Here is an 18,065-nt window from a genome sequence, read left to right as displayed (position 1 = left end):
ATCACGGGTGGTTGGCGATAAAGCCAGCCACGTTTTCCTTGGTCGTCAGGGTCGCGTCGAGAAGCTGTACCGGCGGCACCTTTTCGCCGGCAACGAGCTTAACGGCATTTGCGACCGCATCGCGGCCCATCTTCTGCGTCTGCTGCGTAGCCGTCACGTCGAACACGCCCTTGCTCAGCGCTTCGAGCGCCGCGGTGTCGCCGTCAAACCCGCCGACGACGATTTTCTGGGAGGGATTGCCGACCTTGATTGCCTGGGCGGCGCCGAGCGCCAGAGCGTCGGCCTGTGCGAAGACGATGGAGATGTCCGGATTGGCCTGCAGCATGTTCTGCATGATCTGGAAGCCCTCGTCCTGGAACCAGTTGTTGGAATACTGTTCGGCGACGACCTTCACGTCCGGATTGGCCTTCAGCGAATCCGCGCATCCCTTTGAGCGGTCGAGCTCGGGCGTCGTGCCCTTCTGGCCATGGATGATGACCATCTTGCCCTTGCCGCCAGCTTCCTTGAGGATGTAGTCGCAAACGGCCTTCGCGGATGCAACCGAGTCCGTTGCAAGGAAGGTGTCGCCCGGCGCGCCGTCAGCGTTGCGGTCCACGTTGACAACCGGGATGCCTGCCTGCTTGGCGAGCTTCACCGGGACGGTTGCGGCTGCCGCACCTGCCGGAATGTAGATGAGGGCGTCGATCTTCTGCGTCAGAAGGTCCTGTACCTGGTTGATCTGGGTCGGGCCATCGCCCTTCGCATCGACCGTTACAACCTGAATGCCGCGCGCCTTGGCTTCGGCCTCAACGGCCTGCTTGATCTGATTGAAGAAGTTTGCCTGCAGGTTGGCGACGGCGAGACCGATCTTCTTAGCTTCCTTGGCCTGAACCGAGCCGAGCGAGACGGCCAGAACGGCGGCCGAGGTCAAAAGAATACGCGCAAGTTTCATTTTCTTTCCTCCATTTTGATGAACCCCTGGGTACCTCCCCATCGGGTCGTAGTCCGCTCCAACCTTTCGGAGAGGAATATGCTTGGCCCGCACGGCTCCCGGGCCGAAATCTCAAGCAGCCCGACGTCTGCGAATTGTCTCTGCGCCGACCGCCAGAACGATGACGATGCCGATGACGACCTGTTGCAGGAATGGGGAGACGTTGAGCAGGTTCAGGCCGTTGCGAAGGACACCGATGATGAGAACGCCAATCAGCGTGCCGCCAATGCCGCCGGTGCCGCCCGAGAGCGACGTCCCGCCAATGACCACAGCAGCGATCGTGTCCAGTTCATAGCCGAAACCGCTGGACGGCTGCGCGGAGTCGAGGCGAGCCGCAAGGACGATGCCGGCGAGGCCCGCGAGAATCGCGCTCAGTACATAGACGAGAATCGTGACGATCTGCACGTTTATGCCGGCAAGGCGCGCAACCTCGGGATTGCCGCCCACGGCATAAAGCATGCGGCCTTCCGACCGGAAATGTAGAAACAGCCAGGCGATGAGCGCAACGGCGAGCATCAGAAAAACAGTTGCCGTCAACACACCGAAATGGCGGTCGATCGCCAGCATCATGAACCAGTCTGGAAAGCCGACGATCTGCTGCCCGTCGGTGATCATGTTGGCAACACCGCGCGCCGCCGACATCATCGCAAGTGTCGCGATAAAGGCGGGCACCCGGAAGAGCGTGATGACCAGACCGACGATGAGCCCGCTGGTCGCCGAGGCCAGCAATCCGAGTGCGATACCGGCGCCGAGCGGCAGGCCGGCAGTATTGGCCGTCCAGCCCATCACCATCATCGAAAGCGCAAGAACCGACCCGACCGACAGGTCGATCCCGCCGATCAAGATCACGAAGGTCATGCCGACGGCCATGATGCCGAGCACGGTGATCTGGTCGAGAATGTTCAAGCCATTGCGCAGCGACAGGAATGCGTCGGTGGTGAATGTCAGGAACAGGCAAAGAAGAAAAAGGCCGACAAGCGGCCCCGTGGCTCCAGTGAGCTTGCTGCGCCATGTCCCAGACGAATGAGCCCGGTCTTGGATATCTACCGCCACCATCGTTCCTCCTGCAATTGCGACGTTACCTTGATATTTGTTCATATAAGAATAAATATTCAAGCATGGTGGAAAATTCGTAACAACTTGACGAAAGCCTGTCAACTACCGTTCTCCAGCCGCATCAATTATTGAAACGCCGCAATGGGGCTTGACTAAACCGATCGCTGTGCAAAAATATCATGATCTGAATAATTATGCACTATGAGGGAATATCATGGAGATTACCGACCTTGAGCGCGTTGCTCGACAGATCCGTGTGCGCGACCTACAGGCCGTCTACGAAGCCGGCGCCGGTCATATCGGCGGAGAAATGTCGGTGATCGATCTTCTGGCAGCACTCTATTTTCGAGTGCTGCGGGTTTGGCCGGATAATCCGAAGAACCCCGATCGCGATCGCTTCGTCCTTTCCAAGGGTCATACGGCCTGCGCGCTCTATGTCGTGCTGGCAAAGCGCGGCTTCATCCCGGAAGAGGAAATCTCGTCTTTCCTCAAGCCGCATTCGCGGCTGAACGGCCACCCCAACTGCAACAAGGTTCCCGGCGTTGAGACCAATACGGGGCCGCTCGGACACGGGCTGTCTGTCGCTGTCGGGATGGCCAAAGCCGCAAAGCTATCAGGTGCGCGCTACCACACCTATGTCATCACCGGCGACGGCGAGATGCAGGAAGGTTCGAACTGGGAAGCGATCATGGCGGCCGCCCAGTTCGGCCTCGACAATCTCACGCTTGTCGTCGATCACAATCGTTTCCAGCAGGGCGCGTCCCTCTCCGACACGAACGATATCGCCCCTCTACGCCCAAAGCTCGAGGCTTTCGGCTGGGACGTCACCGAGATTGATGGCAACTCTATGGCTGAAGTCGTTCCCGCGCTCGAGCGCCGCGGATCGCGCCCGCATTGCATCGTCGCCCACACGAACAAGGGGCACGGCATCTCGTTCATGCAGGACACAGTCGACTGGCACCACAAGGTTCCGAGCAAGGAACAATATGAAATCGCATTGGCAGAACTGTCGGAGGCAATTTGATGAACGCGCCCTTAAACACACCGAAGCTTCACGACTGCCGCGATGCCTTCGCCGCGACGCTTGAACGCCTGGCGGCCGAAAACGAAACGATCGTCGCCGTCTGCAACGACTCCGTCGGCTCCTCCAAGCTTGGAGGTTTCAAGTCCAAGTTTCCCGAACGCCTCGTCAACGTCGGCATCGCGGAGCAGAACATGGTCGGCGTTAGCGCCGGCCTCGCAAACGGCGGGCGGCTGCCCTATGTCTGCGGTGCCTCGCCATTTCTGACCGGCCGCTCGCTGGAACAGATCAAGGCCGACATTTCCTACTCCAATGCCAACGTCAAGCTCGTCGGCATCTCCTCGGGCTTGGCTTACGGCGAACTCGGGCCGACCCATCATTCAATCGAGGATTTCGCCTGGACCCGCGTGCTGCCGAACCTTCCGGTGATCGCCCCCTGCGATCGCATCGAGACGGCCACCGCCGTCGAATGGGCCGCAAGCTACAACGGTCCCTGTTTCCTGCGCCTGTCACGGGTCGGCGTTCCGGATCTGCTGCCCGAAGGTCACAAGTTCGAAGTCGGCAAGGCGAACCTGCTGCGCGAAGGCTCCGATGTCACGCTGATTGCCAACGGCACGCTGACTCACCGGATGATGAAGGCCGCCGAGATCCTGGCCGAGCGCGGAATCCAGGCTCGCGTCCTGAACATGGCAACTGTCCGCCCGATCGACGAGGCGGCAATCATAGCTGCAGCCAACGAGACGGGCGCAATCGTGACGGCCGAAGAGCATTCGATCTTCGGCGGTCTCGGCTCGGCCGTAGCCGAAGTCGTCGTCGACAATGCACCCGTGCCGATGAAGCGCCTCGGCGTTCCCGGTATCTACGCCCCGACGGGCTCGGCCGAATTCCTCCTCGACGAATTCGGCATGGCGCCTATAGCAATTGCCGATGCCGCAGGCGCGCTGCTCAAGCGCAAATAATCTAGTAGCAGATTATATAAGCCGGGGCGCGCATCCGCCCCGGCCCTATATGTGAGGAGACGACGATGCGGGCAATTCTGGCAATCGACCAGGGTACCACCAATTCCAAGGCCGTATTGGTTTCCGAAGCTGGAGAGATCCTTGCCAGAGGCTCGGCCGCGGTTGGAATTTCCTATCCGCAGCCGGGCTGGGTGGAGCAAGATCCACGCAGAATTTTCGCTTCCGTCTGCGAAGCGATCGAGGCCTGCCTGACGAAGGCCGGCGAAGTCACCGTCGAGGCGGTCGCTATCTCCAATCAACGCGAATCCGTCACCGTCTGGGACGCCGAAACCGGCGATGCGCTCGGCCCGGTGCTCAGCTGGCAGTGCCGGCGAACCGCTAGCGATTGCGAACGCCTGATAGGCGAGGGCCATCTATCGCGTGTGGAAGCGCTGACCGGCTTGCCGCTCGATCCGATGTTTCCTGGCGCGAAGTTTCGCTGGCTTCTCGACCGTGCTCCAGCCGGCCGGCGGCTTAGGCTTGGGACCATCGACAGCTGGCTCATTCATTGCCTGAGCGGTGGCAGCCGGCATGTCTGCGATGCGTCCAACGCCGCGCGTAGCCAGTTGTTTGACCTCAAACATCAGAAATGGAGCGAGGAACTCGGCGAGATCTTCGGCATCGATGTCGGGCTCCTACCCGAGGTGCTCGACAGTTCAGCCGATTTCGGATCCACGCAAGGGCTGCCCGGCATTGCCGATGGCACGCCGATCCGCGCCGCTATCGGTGATAGTCATGCGGCGCTTTTCGGCCACGGCGCCTTTAAACCGGGCGACGGAAAGGTGACCTTCGGTACCGGGTCTTCCGTCATGAAGACGCTGCCCGCATTTATCGCACCGCGCAACGGCATCACGACGACCGTTGCCTGGCGGATCGGCGGAACGCCAACCTTCGCTTTCGAAGGCAATATCCTCGTTTCCGCCGCCAGCCTGCCGTGGATGGCGGAGATCCTCGGGCTCGCCGACGTTGCGGCATTGGTCGAACTCGCCGCAACCGCAGAACCGGGCGGCCCAGGCTTCGTCCCGGCTTTCGTCGGCCTCGGAGCACCCTATTGGAACTCGGAGGCGCGGGCTCTTTTTTCGCAGATCAACTTTTCCACGACGAGAGCGCAGATGGCGCGCGCCGTGACGGACTCGATCGCCTGCCAAGTGCATGACGTGATCGCCGCGATGCGCGCCCAAAGCGGAGGCGAGCTCGGCGCGCTCTACGTCGACGGCGGGCCAAGCCAGAACCGCTTCCTGATGCAAAGCGTCTCAAACCTTATCGAGCATGCCGTCATCCAGTGCGAAGCGCCGGAGGCATCGGCGCTTGGTGCCGCTTATCTTGCCGGGCTCTCGTTGGGTCTGTGGAAGGATCTCGACACAATCGCGTCCCTTCCCCGGGCCGTTCGGGCAATCACTCCTGAGGCTCGGGACCGTGCCGGTTTATTGAATACGTGGAATGATGCGCTCGCGCGCTCGACGGCGCGCCCGACACCGGCTAAGTGTGAATAAACATTCAAGCCGGAATTGCCCATGTCCCGCCTCAACGAACTCCGCCTGATTTCGAGAGTGGCCCAGATGTATCACATCGAAGGGCGACGACAGGCGGAAATCGCCCAGCATCTGAGACTGTCGCAAGCGACCGTCTCACGAATGCTGAAACGGGCAGAGGCCGAAGACATCGTGCGCACGAGCGTCATCCCTCCGGTCGGGACTTATAGCGAACTCGAGAGCGGGCTACGCGAAAAATACGGCCTTCCGGAAGCAATCGTCGTCGAATGCACGGAAGATCGCGATGGCGCGATCATGGCGCGCATCGGCGAGGCGGCAGCCCATCTGCTCGAATTGACGCTGTCCCCCGGAGAAATCATCGGCGTCTCGAGCTGGAGCCAGACGATCTTCAAGATGGTCGAAAACATCCATCCGCAGAAGAGCGCTCGGGCAAAATACGTCGTGCAGACGCTCGGCGGGATGGGCGACCCTTCCGTCCAGACGCACGCGACGCAGTTGACGACGCGTTTGGCCCGCCTAACGGGCGCCGAGCCCAAACTTCTTCCTGTTCAAGGCGTGACCTCCTCGCGCGAGGCGAAGCTCCTCATGCAAGCCGATCCCTTCGTTCGCGAGACGATGGACCTGTTTGGCAGCATTACGCTGGCGATCGTCGGTATTGGCGCAGTCGAACCATCGGAGCTGCTCAGCCGATCCGGAAACATCTTCTCGTCACGCGAGCTAGCCGATCTCGCCGAGGCCGGCGCCGTTGGCGACATCTCACTTCGCTTTTTCGACAAAGACGGAAAGTCTGTGAAAACCCCGCTCGACGACCGGGTCATCGGCCTTCCGCTCGAAGACCTCCACGGCGTCGACCGCGTTATTGCATTGGCCGGGGGCGCGAAGAAGAGCGCGGCAATCGCCGGCGCGTTGCGAGTGGGCGTGATCGACACGCTGGTGACAGACAAATTCACGGCACAGAGGCTAATCGGCCAGGCTGACCAATCCCACCCATAGTGTCCGCGGACGTCCGTCCTGCCGCTGATTAGATTAGCCGCCTTGAGCGGATTAGAACCGGCGACCGGGTTGTTACGAAAGCGAACCGTCTGAAATTCCCCAGTAGCGGACATTAGCCCTTCCGGCATGTAATGACCGACATAGGGGCCGGAAGCAGACCGACATCCCAGAATAGCAAGATATAGCTTCCCCTGGTTAGAGGGATTTCGCCGGAGCTGTGACCAGGCCAGTCGGCGGCATCAGTCGAGGCACACCCGGCTGCGTGCCGATGTGCGTACCGAGGATCAGATCGACGGCGAGGTTAACCAAGATGAGGCGGACATTGCTCGCGCGCCATTTGACGCCATGGAGACGAAACGGAACACATGCTGCGAGCGATGTCGTGGCGGTGATTCAGTGACAATTCCACCAATCTGCGAGAGGAGTTTTCCCGTCCTCCCTCATTTTTTCCGAAAGGCATTGAATGCCGCCATTATTGACGCTATATAGCGTCTATATTAATGGCACTATGAAGATGGAGGCGGATCATGGGCATCGCCCAATATGCAGACGATGGGCTGTTCGCACCACGCAAGATCGCGGATGCATTTCGCACGACCAGCGAAGAGATCGCGCGCACTGCCGGACTTGGAAAAGACGCGATCCAACGTAAGGATCGTATTCGCTCCGACAGAACGCAGCGGCGCCTGCGGGAGATGATTGAGATCGTCAATAAGGTCGAACCGCGCTTCGGCTCGGCGCTGATGGCCTACGCTTGGTATCGCTCCGAGCCGCTGTCTGGTTTCTCCGGTCAGACGGCGATGCAACTGGTCCGCAACGGTCGCGCCGACGAGGTGCTCGACTATATCGACGCGGTCGACGCCGGCATTCACGCATAACCCCCGCCGATGAAGTATCACGGAAAGCTGTACCGGGCGCTCAACCCGATCTATGCTCGCGAGCCTTTGTCGGGACGCGGCGCGGAACTCTATGGCGGCCGCTTCAACCCGAAAGGCGTGCCGGCCCTCTATACGTCGCTGACAATCATGACGGCGCTGAAGGAAACCAATCAGGTCGGAAATCTGCAACCGACGACGCTGGTTTCCTATGATGCCAATATCGAACATGTGTTCGACTGCCGGGACGACGCGGCCCTTCGGGCGCGGGACATGGATGCGAAGGCACTCGCCGATCCAACATGGCGTGACCAGATGAAGGTTTCGGGTGAGGCGAAAACACAAGCCTTCGCGCGCCAGCTTGCTGCCGACGGCTGTTGCGGGCTGTTCGTAAAGAGCTTCGCACCCGCTGCAACGAACGACGATTTCAATCTCGTCCTCTGGACGTGGGGCAGCACACCGCCTAGCCGCCTAATCCTGATCGACGACGAACACCGACTGTCATGATAATCTGCGCAGCACACCACCTATCTCGCCGCGGAAAAACCTGCCGCGGATGACCACGCGACCGACCCATCATTGCATCAACCGCTCATCGCCCGACGCGATAGCTTTGGCCATGGCGAATTGGTCGGCGGTACCCTTGCCAATATCCTCAAGCCTCCGGATCGAGGTGAAGCCGGAGAGTGCCGCGGCGATGAACCGCGCCTTGCGCTCGTTGTTCTGCCACATCGAGGCGGCAAGCGAGCCTTCGGTAGTATAGGCGAAGATATCGACCTCCTCATGCTGATTGCCCTGGCGGACAATCCGTCCCTCGTGCTGTTCAATCTGCGATGGCAACCACGAGACGTCGAGATGCTGGAGCGTTTTGAGCCTGAGCTGGGCATTGACGCCGGTGCCTATCGTCTCCGACGAGCCTATCAGGAAACGAACCTTGCCGGCGCTGGCACCGCCGAACAGCCAGTTGAAGGTCTACGCCTGCATCATCTCAGCCCCATCGAATACCGAAAAAGTCTCGGCCTTAACGTGAAAATCAGTCCAACTTTTAATCCGCCCCCCGAAGGTCAACTCGCGGCGGTATTCGACAACCCAGTGGCAGCGGCGATAACTTCACCGCTGCCATAGATACGGTCACTCAACCGGCTTGATCGAGGCGATGATCGCCTTGACTTCAGCATCGTGCTTATCTTCCTCGCCCTTGTCTCCCCAGTACGTCACGACGAGAGCGTTGTCAGCGCTCACCTGCGCGATTAGCAAGCCGACGCTAACGGGACCGTCTTCATCCTTGCCATCCCATTCCAGGGTGGCCATCTGCATACCGTTGACGTCGGTTGCAGGTGTCTCCTTTTGGGTAGATGGGTCGATCGTTACTTTGTTCTTTGCGAGAAAATCGATTGCACCGGTAACAACTTTCTCCATGGATTTGCCGTTGGCGACCTCGACTGAAAGGTAGACCGCAGAATCGTCGGAGGTCCCCTGAACGCCACCGTCGGTTTCCTCCGGCTTCCAGCTATCCGGAATGGTGATACTTGCGACGGGCTTGTCACCGGGAAATGTCAAGGTCGCAGCCTGCGCCCCGAAAGGAGACGCTAGTACAAACAAGGCCAATGCAAAGATTTTCTTCATGGTAGAATCCTTAGAACTTAAAACCGATATACAGAACGGCCATGAGACTTCTAAATGCAACATGTTAAGATCGTAAACATTTTGCCAAACAAAGTAGCAAATTTAACTGCAATAATCCAAACCGATATATATTCAGTTATTATTGACGCGCTAAACAACAGAACAATTTCTAATCGCTGGCCGTTTGCTCATACTTGATAAGTATGTAATGATATTTAGGCCTCGGATGTGAAATTTCTTACAAGAATTCAGGCCAATTCCCATCTTGCGATAGCCGGAGTCGGTGGGAAATAACAAAGAATTTCACAGTCCTGTCCGCCCTTTGCCGAGGTAACTTTTGGGGGAAGGGCCTGGTAGAATCTCGACCTCAGCCGGCCCCACGGAGGCAATTAAGGAGATGCTCGCGGCAATCTTCAAAGTTGGGCCTGATCGTCTCTTTGCGGTCGGCCTCGAGATCACGGTAGCTGATGCCGTAGCGGCAATACCATCGCACCGTCCAAAGGATAATCACGTCCTCAAAATGACGCCATTTGAAATCGTTCATTAAAAATCTCGCTGAAAATCTGCGGCCCTCTTTCGGACATCAACGCGGTTTTTGCAACAGTGCCACCGGCCTTCGGTCAGCAGCACGCAAACCTCTTACCCAGCCATTCTGTCTGAGTAGGATCGACTTGCCGCGCACGCGCCCCGTCAACGCGACCGGCCAACTTGCCGCAGGCCGTCCTGTGGCTTTTCAACGACGACCTTGTCCGTCTTCTGACCGTGGGTCCGGAGCAGCACAGCCATTTCGGACGCGGGCATCGCCTTGGCATAAAGATAGCCTTGGCCAAGGGTGCAGCCACGGGCCAGGAGTATGTCGGCCTGCGCTGGGGTTTCCACACCTTCTGCGACCACAGGGACTCCCATTCGCTTGGCGATGTGGAGTATGCCTTCGACAATTGCTATGCCGACATCATCGTCACCTAAACGATCGGTAAACGATTTGTCGATCTTGATCAGGTCGACCGGGATTGTGATCAGGTGTGTGAGCGAGGCAAAGCCAGTGCCGAAGTCATCCAGCGCAATCTTGAAGCCAGCCGCACGCATCGCGGCTATCTTCTTGGCAACGATCTGATCTCGTCCGCCGAGATAAACGGATTCGGTCACCTCAAGAATTGCATAATGGAGCGGAACTCCCTCTCGTTCGAACGCGGCTTGGAGACTCTGCGGAAAATCCTCGCATTGAAAATCCGCGGCTGAGAGATTGATGCCCACATGCTGGATTGGAATGCCCGATCTAAGCCAGTGACCGACGTCTTTCGAAATGCAGTTGATCATCAAGCGTGTGAGGGATGCCGCCACATGGGCGTCTTTCGTTGCTTCATGGAAAAGGGCGGCCGGCAACACTTCGCCGCTCGCCAGACGTAGGCGCGCCAAAGCTTCGACGCCGACGATCTCTCCGGTATCGATGCGGACGATCGGTTGGTACCAAGCTTCGATTCGTTCGTCCCTCAAGGCCGCCGCGACGGTCTGCACAACTTCGTAGCGCTTTGCGATTGTCGAAGTCAGAGCCGCGTCGTAGGTAACGAAGCTGCCGCGAACTGTGTCCTTTGCATGGTAAAGGGCGAGGTCGGCGAGATGGCGGATTTCTTCAGTCGAATGTCTTTGCTCAGAATGCGCGATTCCGACGGTGATAGATGGAAACACCGTATGACCGGCGCATATAGTCGGCTGATGGACCTTCCGGGCAAATTCAGTGGCGATTTCTTCCGCTTCAGTGACCGAAGCGTGATCAAGGACGATTGCGAACTCGTCGCCCCCCAGACGATAGACGGCTCGAGGGCTGACGACGCTCAGCAACCCTCGTGCGACCGATGCAATCAGGTCGTCGCCCGCCGCATGGCCGAATGTGTCGTTGACGATCTTCAAATTATCGACGTCGACAAGCAGAAGCGCCCAGTCGCCCGGCGACATTTCGTCCATCGCGACGTTGAACTTTGCGCGATTTGGTAGCCCGGTCAGGATGTCGGTGAAGGCAAGTCGGCGGTGCTCCCGCAAACGCTCGTGCCGCTCCAGCGCAATCATGCAAAGCGGCAAACAGCTTTCTACGATAGCTTGCTCAAGCAAAGATGGTGTACGCGCACACCGAAAATAGAGTGCGAATGTGCCAAGGATTTTGCCCTTGCTACCAAAGATCGGGCTCGAATAACATGCCCTGAGGCTGTGCGGCAATGCGAGGGCCTTGAAATCCGCCCATCGAGGATCTCGCTCGATGTCATCAACGATCACCGCTTCGCCAAAAAATGCCGCAGACCCACACGAACCGACAGCCGGGCCGATTTCAACATCATCAAGCGCCATTGAGTAGCTTAAAGGCAAGCCGGGCGCAGCACATGGGTGTAGGCGTCCCTGATCATCCAAGGTTAGTACCGATGCAACAGCGCCCGGCAAGAGGTGCTCGACCTCGACGCAAAGTCTCTCCAAGGTCGCTTGGAGCTCGTCGCCCTGCGCAACCATTCTGAGGATGATGTTCTGCAGGCCCAGTAACATTGATGTCTCCATGCGGCTGGAAGACATTGAACCTAGCTAAGATTGCAAATTACTTATCGCCGGGCAGAAATTCAATGGTTTTTGCTGAATGGGGGCTTTCCGGTGTTCGAACCTCGTTAGCCAAACTGTAGTTTGCAGCTATAGCCTCTTCGACCGTAGCCGCGTTCTTCTGCGTATGCTGGTCCAATTGATTGACGGCCGTGTTGATCTGCTGAAGCCTGGAAGACTGCTCTTGAGCTGATTCCACGATTGCGGAGACATGGTGCTTGATTTCCTGCACCTCCGCCACGATGGTCTCGAGACCGTTCCGGTATCGCCGACGAGCTGCATGCTCTGCTGGAATAACTCTGAGCCATAGAACATCGACCCAAGCGTGTGGTGGAAGCACCGATGAGGAAAGGGCGATATCGAGAGGGGTGCGTCCGACGGCAATATAAGGGGCAACCGTCGGACGCTGCACTGTCCAACCCGAGGGTGGCATTCAGGCCGGCAATTAGAATATTAGCATCTACCATTGGTTTAGTTGAGCTACCCGTTTGGGTTGGTGCTACTGGCGTTCCGGTGCGTTCGCGTCAATCGTGCCGCCGCTCCTTCGATCAAGGCTTTCCGCCCGATGCGGCGAGGAACCTGCCAGTACGGTGGCTGGAACTGCGCGTAGGATGGGCGGATGCCTGTGCCGGAGGATACTGTGGTCGTCAGGCCGGCGTAGGCGGCCAGCCCTTTTTGACTGGCTCCAAGCTTCGCGAAGACAAAGCCCGCGCGAAGCGGGTTCAGCATTGCATTTGGCGAACTTTCAAGGGTCTGGCTTATTCACCTGCTTTGGTCTTGATCCTTCTCGGGCCAGGCTTCGCACGCGGGGCTCTGGCGGCAGACGTCACTGACGCGGACCTGGCTGCCCCGCTTGCGCTTATTGCCAGCAGACCCGAGACGAGTGCCAGTCGCGTGATGACGCTCCATTTCGATAGCATTCGCATTCCCCTCACCGCTTTTGAAGCAACCCAGAACATCGGTGGTTGGACGGCTAGATTCAAAGTTTATGTCGATCGAGCGCTTCACGCTGCAAACGAAACTCCGACCCGAATTGGCGAAGGATGAGCGCAGGTATTCCAGGAGATCCAGCCTGCGAGAAGGAGACGTGAAGGCCAGGAGCAGGCGAACTGAAGGTCCTTTCACCACTTGGCACCAGCGGAACTGGATTGAGCGATCCAACTTGCAAAGTTAGACCATCATCGCCAAACGCGACAATCGACGTTATGCCGCCAGCGTGCCTATATGTGCCTGCCAACGCTCCGTAGTCGAGCACGCTCGCTTCAGTGTGTGCGTTGGATGTGAGAGCTGCGGCTTCAAACCTGCGGAAATCTGGAGAATGGATGACGTGGTTCGTCAGCGATATTTGAGAAAACCGGTTGATGCAGACAAGCTCCGCTGACGCTCCCGGCCAACCTTATTCGAGAGTCGCTATGAGCGCCACGACGTCACCCAAAGAGTTGCAGGTGTAGTCTGGCTTGGGCAGTTCGAGAGGCCATGTTTCGATTTCCCCGAAATACACCGCACTCATTCCCGCATTCAGAGCCCCCAACACATCCGCCGTCGGATTATCTCCGACGAACACGCATTCCGAAGGAAGCAGGCCTAGCCTTTCTGCAGCCATTTCGAAAATCTGACGATCGGGCTTACGAATACCTACTTCGCCGGATATGAGAGCAAATTCAATCAGGTCTGCGAGACCGGCTACCTCAATTTTCTTCCTCTGGACGCCCCCCTCGCCATTGCTGATAATCGCACAAGGCAGGCCCACCTTCCGGAGGGTTTGAAGAGCTTCACGTGCCCCGTTCATCGGGCGAGCCATTTCGGGATAACGCAAACGGAAATGATTGAGGAGCGGACCTGACAACTCAGCAGGTAATCCGAATGATGCGACAAGCGCAGGGTAAAGGTCGGACTTTTTTACGAGGCCTTCTTCTTCGAGTTTGAAGTAGCGTGCTGCATACTGATCTTGCGACAGAGCGTCACCGAACTGCCCGGCGACCAGTTCACGATACTGCATCTGCAAGAATTCAGCTGCCGTTGAACGCCGATCCAACAGTGTCTCGTCGAGGTCGAACAGGATTGCTTTTATCACCACGCCGCCCCCTCAACTCTCAGTCACTCGCCTTGCATAATCCATGCTTATGACAAGCCGCTTCGTCAACGCGGAGAAATTTGAAAGCGGTGACAGGCCTGCTGGGCAGGTGACGCAGAACCAATACCTGCCCGATTGCCGAGCATTCAACTGCCTGGTGCGGTAAAGCTCGCAAGTCATGGTGAATATTTGATTACAGCACTCGATCGTCGTTATCCCTTTGACATTGGCTACGACGGCTCCCATCTCTCTGCCGCTTGTTTTCGGGAGAGACAATGAGAGACTTTGTGAATGCGACGTTCGGATCCGTTGAACTCGACATCATCAGCCAGGCACTCGAGGAGTGGCGAACTTCAATCGGTATCGACCGTGCCGCCCCGGAGTACGAAATCGCGGCCGCCACCGTTGTCACCTTGTTCAGGGAAGGCAACCGTACGCTTCCTGAGCTTCAGGCTGCAATTTCGGCGCACCAGTGGCTATCTCGGGATGCTTTGGAGCTGGCGAAGATCTCGGTGCATTCCGCAATTAAGGCTTCGTAGGCGCGGAGCATAAAAAGCGCCTTCGGCAGGACCACTGAAGAGGCACCGCGATTGAGCTTGCCCGCAGAACAGTGCATTACCAAACCAGCGCGACTGCTCCACCATTCGAGACGGCTGCGCGACAGGCTTCCAACAGGTCCTCTGCGCATTCGCTGAACAGCGGTCGAGGGTCGTTGGTCTTGCGTTCTATCCAAACTCGCAAGGGGTCTATAAGCTTGGCCGCATCGGCGGGCGCAATGAGGATATGATCGCTCGCTATCTCAAGCGCCTCATCAATTCCTCGAACAACACTCTCGACTTCAGGTCCGGCTCCTTCCGAAATCTCAGCCAACACCGCCTCAAACGGCGTCCCGGATTTGTCGCGTCCGACGAACGGTGGACAATGGATATTGATACCGCCCATAATGGCTCTCCCCTTGCTCGGCGAAATGCTTGGCAGCCATGATATCCCCGATTTGGGGGCGAATGCCAGCGAGCAGCTTCGACAATATGCCGAACTCTAGTTCATCCTCACCATGAGCCGATTTGATCTGACCGACCTCGGTTAAGGCGTATTTTCGGCGATAGCCAGCAATGCACCTTTCACGCCAGCCAACGTCAGAGCCTTCACGTGTTCTCGACTATATATGAGCGCACCGTCACCGATTTCGAATGCTCTGCGCGTGTCGACCCCTTGCCGAAGCTCCAAACGGCTCAGCTTCGCGCCAGTTGCCGGGTCAGAGAAACAGACGCTGACAATCCCGGCGTATATTGCTTTCCGAACTGGATCGTCCATGCTGATTCATCCGTGTCTTAGCTCGTGTGGCGTGACAACCACTTTAGATCCGGGATGTAATCGCATCGACGACAAGTCGATGCCACGGCCAAGGATGATCGTTGTTGCCCTCGGTGTGTAGATCGCGACCGCCTCTTCTCCAGCGGCTCTCCCATTGTTATGAGAGGAGTGCCTCGAACTAAGAGAACCCGAATGTCACACGACTTCCTCGTCACCGGCCCTGAAGACGCCAAGATCACGATCGTTCTCGCTCATGGTGCGGGCGGTGCAATGGACACGACGTGGATGGAAAACATGTCATCCGCATTTGCCGATAAGGGCCTGCGGGTCGTCCGGTTCGAGTTCGATTACATGGCAGCACGACGTTCCACCGGAAAACGGTCGCCGCCCCCACGCGCCGAACTCCTGAAGCAGGAATATGAAGCTGTGATCGATGGACTCGGTGCGCGAGGAACCCTCGTCATCGCGGGCAAATCCATGGGCGGTCGCGTGGCCAGCATGATCGCGGATGACCTCTACGATACTGGAAAGATCTCCGGACTGCTCTGCCTGGGTTACCCGTTCCATCCCATCGGAAAACCTGACAGTTTGCGGACCGACCATCTCGCGGAAATGAAGACACCTACCCTCATCTGCCAGGGCACACGTGATCTATTCGGATCGCGAGAGGAGCTCTCTGGCTACGGGCTTTCCAAAATGATCGAAATTCTCTGGCTGGAGGATGGAGATCACGATTTTCGGCCGAGAAAGGCTATTTCCGGCCTCTCGGTTGCGGAGCATGTCACCGCAGTCGCTGACTACGTAGGTAAATGGGCCTCGCGGCTACCGTAAGCCGCCGAATGTTAGCCTTGACGCGTATCTGAATAGCCGCATTTACACCTGGTTTGCAGAAGTCCCCACCCGGTCAGGTCACGTATGGCGAAACGTGTAAAAGCGGAATCAACTAAAATGGGTTGGCCCGAAGTCGAAGTCGGCCACTGGAGCGGCGAGTTTGCCAAAAGGGCCTCCGGGTCTATCGGGCAACACGTCCAACCAGGTCCCCCGCCGATGTCTGTAGAATTCACCTATCTTATCGTCGGTGCAGTAGTGCTCACGCCGCGAACAAAAATGCGATGGCCTGCAGTCGTGTCGTTCTGGGTACGCACGCCATTTACTCCTGAGCGTGTTGAGGCTGGTTGTATGTTTAAGTCGGAGAATATGCTCTCCTTCAATCTCGGATTGGAGGTTACTCGACGACAGTTAACCGAGACGGTGTGGCTCTTAAGGGAGAAACTGCTGAACAAATTCCATTTCACTGTTGCCCAAGGACGCGACAAGCATTGGCCAATTACCAGCTGGGGCGCCACATTTGAGCTATAGACTCTGATCAGGCTCGGAACACTGACCCTGTTGAAAGTCCCGACAACGATTTGAAATTAATGGCAAAAGCAGGTGACTTGCAGGGTCATGACCGACGCCGATCGCAACCCGCCAATATTTCGGAACGTCAAATCTATTTCAGCAGCTTAAGCGCTTTCTCGACGGGGTGATTCTTTAATCCTTATTCACAATCGACGAAGGGCGGCGATACGAGATGGCCGCCGGCCTCGACCGCGCTCGTGCCGCCCAATTATCCACCCGGCTGGAGCCGATGAAACATCCGCTCGATCTGGGCTACGAGGGCGAAGAAGGCAATGCCGGACAGCGAGGCGAGAACGACGGCGGCGAAAAGCCTTTCCGCCTGATAGTTGAAGGTCGACTGGATGATGACGGCGCCCAGCCCCTGATTCGAGCCGATCCACTCCCCGACGATGGCGCCGATGACGCAGGTGGTGGCGGAGATGCGCAACGAAGCAAAGAGTAGCGGCGCTGCCCGCGGCGCCCGCAGCCGCCAGAATGTTTCCAAACCGCTAGCTGACAGCACATGCATCAGCTCCAGCTCGTTGGCCGTCGCGAGGTTGAGGCCCTGTGCCGTGTTCACAAGGGTTGGAAAGAAGCAGAGGAGTGCTGCGATGATGACCTTCGGCAACATGCCCAAGCCGAAAATCAGAATGATGATCGGCGCGAGCGCGAGCACGGGGATCGTGTTGAACAGCAGGACGACCGGGAAATAGGCAGCCCGCAGGCGTGGATTGTAGGCAAAGGCGACGGCCATGAGCACGCCGAGGACGTTGCCGAGCAGAAAGCCGAGCGCTGCCTCGGCCCAGGTCGGCAGGGCGTTCAGCAGGAGGAAGCGCCATTCCGTCGCGAAGGTGCGCAGCACGGCGGCCGGCGTTGGCACGATATAGGCGGGAACACCGAGCGCCGGCACCAGCCATTGCCAGGCGGCGAGCAGCGACAGGGCACCGATCAACGGGAGGGCGGCCGTTTCGGTCATGGACAGACGAGACTGCATCATGCCGGAAGGCTCCCTTCCTGCAGCAGCCGGCGCAGATGGGCCGCGGTCTCCTGGACGTCGGCACTCTCCCGGCGGCAGAAGCCGTTTTCATCCTTAAGCGGTGCAAGGTCGATCATCGCCTGGACCCGCCCCGGATTGGCGGCCAGCACGAGCACGCGCCCGCCGAGATAGATGGCCTCGATGATGCTGTGGGTCACGAACAGGATGGTCGCGCCGGTCCTGCGCCAGATGGTCAGCAGCTCATCGTTCAAGCGGTCGCGGGTGATCTCGTCGAGGGCGCCGAAGGGTTCGTCCATGAGCAGCACGTCCGGCTCGCACTGCAGCGCTCGGGCAATGGCGACGCGCTGGCGCTGTCCGCCGGAAAGCTGGTGCGGATAGCGATCAGCGAGGTGGGAGAGGCCGACGAGGTCGAGCCAATGATCCGGCTTCGGTTCGACCGGGCGCGAGACGCTTTTCCTCCCGACTTGCAGCGGCAGCGCAACATTTTGCCGGACGGTGCGCCATGGCAGTAGGGTCGCCTCTTGGAAGACGAAGGCGACTTCTCTGCTATTTCGGGCTTCGGATGGCGTCCGTCCGAATACCGACAGGTTGCCGTCTGTTGGTTTTCACGCGGAACAGAGCCGGTTTTTCCACCGAGAAGTGAGCCACGTTTAAATATGGTTTTCTGATCAGGCTTTGGTCAAGGGATTGG

The 18,065-nt window shown here is 58.2% G+C and carries 17 protein-coding genes and 4 pseudogenes; 9 read left to right on the top strand and 12 right to left on the bottom strand.

What is annotated here, in order from left to right; translation table 11 throughout:
• Position 1: 1 nt before the first annotated feature.
• Positions 2–931 carry a sugar ABC transporter substrate-binding protein gene (locus tag FHT73_RS28205; protein ID WP_112413065.1) on the bottom strand — a complete coding sequence of 310 codons (930 nt, stop codon included), beginning with the start codon at positions 929–931 and terminating at the stop codon, positions 2–4.
• Between the two features lie 111 nt (positions 932–1,042).
• Entirely contained in the window at positions 1,043–2,026 is a 984-nt protein-coding gene (locus FHT73_RS28200; protein WP_112609675.1) for an ABC transporter permease, read from the bottom strand.
• A 214-nt stretch (positions 2,027–2,240) separates the two neighbouring features.
• Between FHT73_RS28200 and FHT73_RS28195 the strand changes: the two genes are divergently transcribed.
• The 6 genes from FHT73_RS28195 to FHT73_RS28170 all read left to right on the top strand — a co-directional run bounded on the left by FHT73_RS28195 (position 2,241) and on the right by FHT73_RS28170 (position 7,913).
• Positions 2,241–3,050 carry a transketolase gene (locus tag FHT73_RS28195; RefSeq protein ID WP_183716329.1) on the top strand — a complete coding sequence of 270 codons (810 nt, stop codon included), beginning with the start codon at positions 2,241–2,243 and terminating at the stop codon, positions 3,048–3,050.
• Positions 3,050–4,006 carry a transketolase family protein gene (locus tag FHT73_RS28190; RefSeq protein ID WP_112609671.1) on the top strand — a complete coding sequence of 319 codons (957 nt, stop codon included), beginning with the start codon at positions 3,050–3,052 and terminating at the stop codon, positions 4,004–4,006. The genes FHT73_RS28195 and FHT73_RS28190 overlap by 1 nt, the downstream gene beginning before the upstream one ends.
• Before the next feature lie 65 nt (positions 4,007–4,071).
• Positions 4,072–5,538 carry an FGGY-family carbohydrate kinase gene (locus FHT73_RS28185; protein ID WP_183716327.1) on the top strand — a complete coding sequence of 489 codons (1,467 nt, stop codon included), beginning with the start codon at positions 4,072–4,074 and terminating at the stop codon, positions 5,536–5,538.
• A 21-nt stretch (positions 5,539–5,559) separates the two neighbouring features.
• The gene (locus FHT73_RS28180; RefSeq protein ID WP_112609667.1) at positions 5,560–6,531 is read left to right on the top strand and encodes a sugar-binding transcriptional regulator; all 972 of its coding nucleotides are present in this window, start codon (positions 5,560–5,562) and stop codon (positions 6,529–6,531) included.
• Positions 6,532–7,058: 527 nt separating this feature from the next.
• Positions 7,059–7,409: an antitoxin Xre/MbcA/ParS toxin-binding domain-containing protein gene (locus FHT73_RS28175; RefSeq protein WP_112609663.1), complete on the top strand. Its 351-nt coding sequence runs from the start codon at positions 7,059–7,061 to the stop codon at positions 7,407–7,409.
• 9 nt (positions 7,410–7,418) lie between these two features.
• On the top strand, positions 7,419–7,913 hold the full coding sequence (locus tag FHT73_RS28170; protein ID WP_183716325.1) for an RES family NAD+ phosphorylase: 495 nt from the start codon (positions 7,419–7,421) through the stop codon (positions 7,911–7,913).
• Positions 7,914–7,985: 72 nt separating this feature from the next.
• Here FHT73_RS28170 and FHT73_RS28165 read toward each other — a convergent pair.
• A pseudogene (locus tag FHT73_RS28165) lies at positions 7,986–8,348 on the bottom strand (hypothetical protein); the annotation flags it as partial.
• Here FHT73_RS28165 and FHT73_RS28160 point away from each other — a divergent pair.
• Positions 8,262–8,531: a hypothetical protein gene (locus FHT73_RS28160; RefSeq protein WP_183716323.1), complete on the top strand. Its 270-nt coding sequence runs from the start codon at positions 8,262–8,264 to the stop codon at positions 8,529–8,531. The pseudogene FHT73_RS28165 and the gene FHT73_RS28160 overlap by 87 nt on opposite strands.
• A gap of 6 nt (positions 8,532–8,537) precedes the next feature.
• Here the strand turns inward: FHT73_RS28160 and FHT73_RS28155 are convergent, their stop codons facing one another.
• The 5 genes and pseudogenes from FHT73_RS28155 to FHT73_RS28135 form a co-directional block, all read right to left on the bottom strand.
• The gene (locus FHT73_RS28155) at positions 8,538–9,032 is read right to left on the bottom strand and encodes a histidine kinase (protein WP_183716321.1); all 495 of its coding nucleotides are present in this window, start codon (positions 9,030–9,032) and stop codon (positions 8,538–8,540) included.
• Positions 9,033–9,480: 448 nt separating this feature from the next.
• A pseudogene (locus FHT73_RS28150) lies at positions 9,481–9,576 on the bottom strand (IS6 family transposase); the annotation flags it as partial.
• 146 nt (positions 9,577–9,722) lie between these two features.
• Positions 9,723–11,561 (bottom strand): sensor domain-containing phosphodiesterase, encoded by a 1,839-nt coding sequence (locus FHT73_RS28145; protein ID WP_183716319.1) that lies wholly within the window; start codon positions 11,559–11,561, stop codon positions 9,723–9,725.
• 103 nt (positions 11,562–11,664) lie between these two features.
• Positions 11,665–11,891 (bottom strand): annotated as a pseudogene (locus FHT73_RS28140) (methyl-accepting chemotaxis protein); the annotation flags it as partial.
• Between the two features lie 1,114 nt (positions 11,892–13,005).
• A complete protein-coding gene (locus FHT73_RS28135) occupies positions 13,006–13,686 on the bottom strand; it encodes an HAD family hydrolase (RefSeq protein WP_183716317.1) in 681 nt (226 codons plus the stop codon).
• Between the two features lie 272 nt (positions 13,687–13,958).
• Between FHT73_RS28135 and FHT73_RS28130 the strand changes: the two genes are divergently transcribed.
• Entirely contained in the window at positions 13,959–14,222 is a 264-nt protein-coding gene (locus tag FHT73_RS28130) for a hypothetical protein (protein ID WP_183716315.1), read from the top strand.
• A 76-nt stretch (positions 14,223–14,298) separates the two neighbouring features.
• Here FHT73_RS28130 and FHT73_RS28125 read toward each other — a convergent pair whose 3' ends face one another.
• Both FHT73_RS28125 and FHT73_RS28120 read right to left on the bottom strand, forming a co-directional pair.
• Positions 14,299–14,625, bottom strand: a complete 327-nt coding sequence (locus FHT73_RS28125) for a hypothetical protein (protein WP_183716313.1) — start codon at positions 14,623–14,625, stop codon at positions 14,299–14,301.
• Between the two features lie 141 nt (positions 14,626–14,766).
• Entirely contained in the window at positions 14,767–14,997 is a 231-nt protein-coding gene (locus FHT73_RS28120) for a hypothetical protein (protein WP_183716311.1), read from the bottom strand.
• Between the two features lie 192 nt (positions 14,998–15,189).
• Here FHT73_RS28120 and FHT73_RS28115 point away from each other — a divergent pair, with 192 nt between their 5' ends.
• Positions 15,190–15,828 (top strand): alpha/beta fold hydrolase, encoded by a 639-nt coding sequence (locus tag FHT73_RS28115; RefSeq protein ID WP_183716309.1) that lies wholly within the window; start codon positions 15,190–15,192, stop codon positions 15,826–15,828.
• Between the two features lie 778 nt (positions 15,829–16,606).
• Here FHT73_RS28115 and FHT73_RS28110 read toward each other — a convergent pair.
• Complete coding sequence (locus FHT73_RS28110) at positions 16,607–17,374, bottom strand: ABC transporter permease (RefSeq protein ID WP_112609641.1); 768 nt, start codon at positions 17,372–17,374, stop codon at positions 16,607–16,609.
• A pseudogene (locus FHT73_RS28105) lies at positions 17,371–17,976 on the bottom strand (ATP-binding cassette domain-containing protein); the annotation flags it as partial. The gene FHT73_RS28110 and the pseudogene FHT73_RS28105, both read right to left, overlap by 4 nt.
• Positions 17,977–18,065: the final 89 nt, after the last annotated feature.

The organism is Rhizobium sp. BK098 (assembly GCF_014193155.1).
Lineage (GTDB): Bacteria > Pseudomonadota > Alphaproteobacteria > Rhizobiales > Rhizobiaceae > Rhizobium.
Note: the sequence above shows the minus strand (reverse complement) of the source record. Positions and strands in the feature narration are given on the sequence as shown.

What these genes read in the sequence shown, in the direction of transcription:
- FHT73_RS28200 (WP_112609675.1), bottom strand. Translation starts at nt 2,026, where the DNA reads ATGGTGGCGGTAGATATCCAAGACCGGGCTCATTCGTCTGGGACATGG.
- FHT73_RS28155 (WP_183716321.1), bottom strand. Translation starts at nt 9,032, where the DNA reads ATGAAGAAAATCTTTGCATTGGCCTTGTTTGTACTAGCGTCTCCTTTC.
- FHT73_RS28145 (WP_183716319.1), bottom strand. Translation starts at nt 11,561, where the DNA reads ATGTTACTGGGCCTGCAGAACATCATCCTCAGAATGGTTGCGCAGGGC.
- FHT73_RS28120 (WP_183716311.1), bottom strand. Translation starts at nt 14,997, where the DNA reads ATGGACGATCCAGTTCGGAAAGCAATATACGCCGGGATTGTCAGCGTC.
- FHT73_RS28185 (WP_183716327.1), top strand. Translation starts at nt 4,072, where the DNA reads ATGCGGGCAATTCTGGCAATCGACCAGGGTACCACCAATTCCAAGGCC.
- FHT73_RS28125 (WP_183716313.1), bottom strand. Translation starts at nt 14,625, where the DNA reads ATGGGCGGTATCAATATCCATTGTCCACCGTTCGTCGGACGCGACAAA.
- FHT73_RS28190 (WP_112609671.1), top strand. Translation starts at nt 3,050, where the DNA reads ATGAACGCGCCCTTAAACACACCGAAGCTTCACGACTGCCGCGATGCC.
- FHT73_RS28170 (WP_183716325.1), top strand. Translation starts at nt 7,419, where the DNA reads ATGAAGTATCACGGAAAGCTGTACCGGGCGCTCAACCCGATCTATGCT.
- FHT73_RS28180 (WP_112609667.1), top strand. Translation starts at nt 5,560, where the DNA reads ATGTCCCGCCTCAACGAACTCCGCCTGATTTCGAGAGTGGCCCAGATG.
- FHT73_RS28175 (WP_112609663.1), top strand. Translation starts at nt 7,059, where the DNA reads ATGGGCATCGCCCAATATGCAGACGATGGGCTGTTCGCACCACGCAAG.
- FHT73_RS28205 (WP_112413065.1), bottom strand. Translation starts at nt 931, where the DNA reads ATGAAACTTGCGCGTATTCTTTTGACCTCGGCCGCCGTTCTGGCCGTC.
- FHT73_RS28160 (WP_183716323.1), top strand. Translation starts at nt 8,262, where the DNA reads ATGCTGGAGCGTTTTGAGCCTGAGCTGGGCATTGACGCCGGTGCCTAT.
- FHT73_RS28110 (WP_112609641.1), bottom strand. Translation starts at nt 17,374, where the DNA reads ATGATGCAGTCTCGTCTGTCCATGACCGAAACGGCCGCCCTCCCGTTG.
- FHT73_RS28115 (WP_183716309.1), top strand. Translation starts at nt 15,190, where the DNA reads ATGTCACACGACTTCCTCGTCACCGGCCCTGAAGACGCCAAGATCACG.
- FHT73_RS28130 (WP_183716315.1), top strand. Translation starts at nt 13,959, where the DNA reads ATGAGAGACTTTGTGAATGCGACGTTCGGATCCGTTGAACTCGACATC.
- FHT73_RS28195 (WP_183716329.1), top strand. Translation starts at nt 2,241, where the DNA reads ATGGAGATTACCGACCTTGAGCGCGTTGCTCGACAGATCCGTGTGCGC.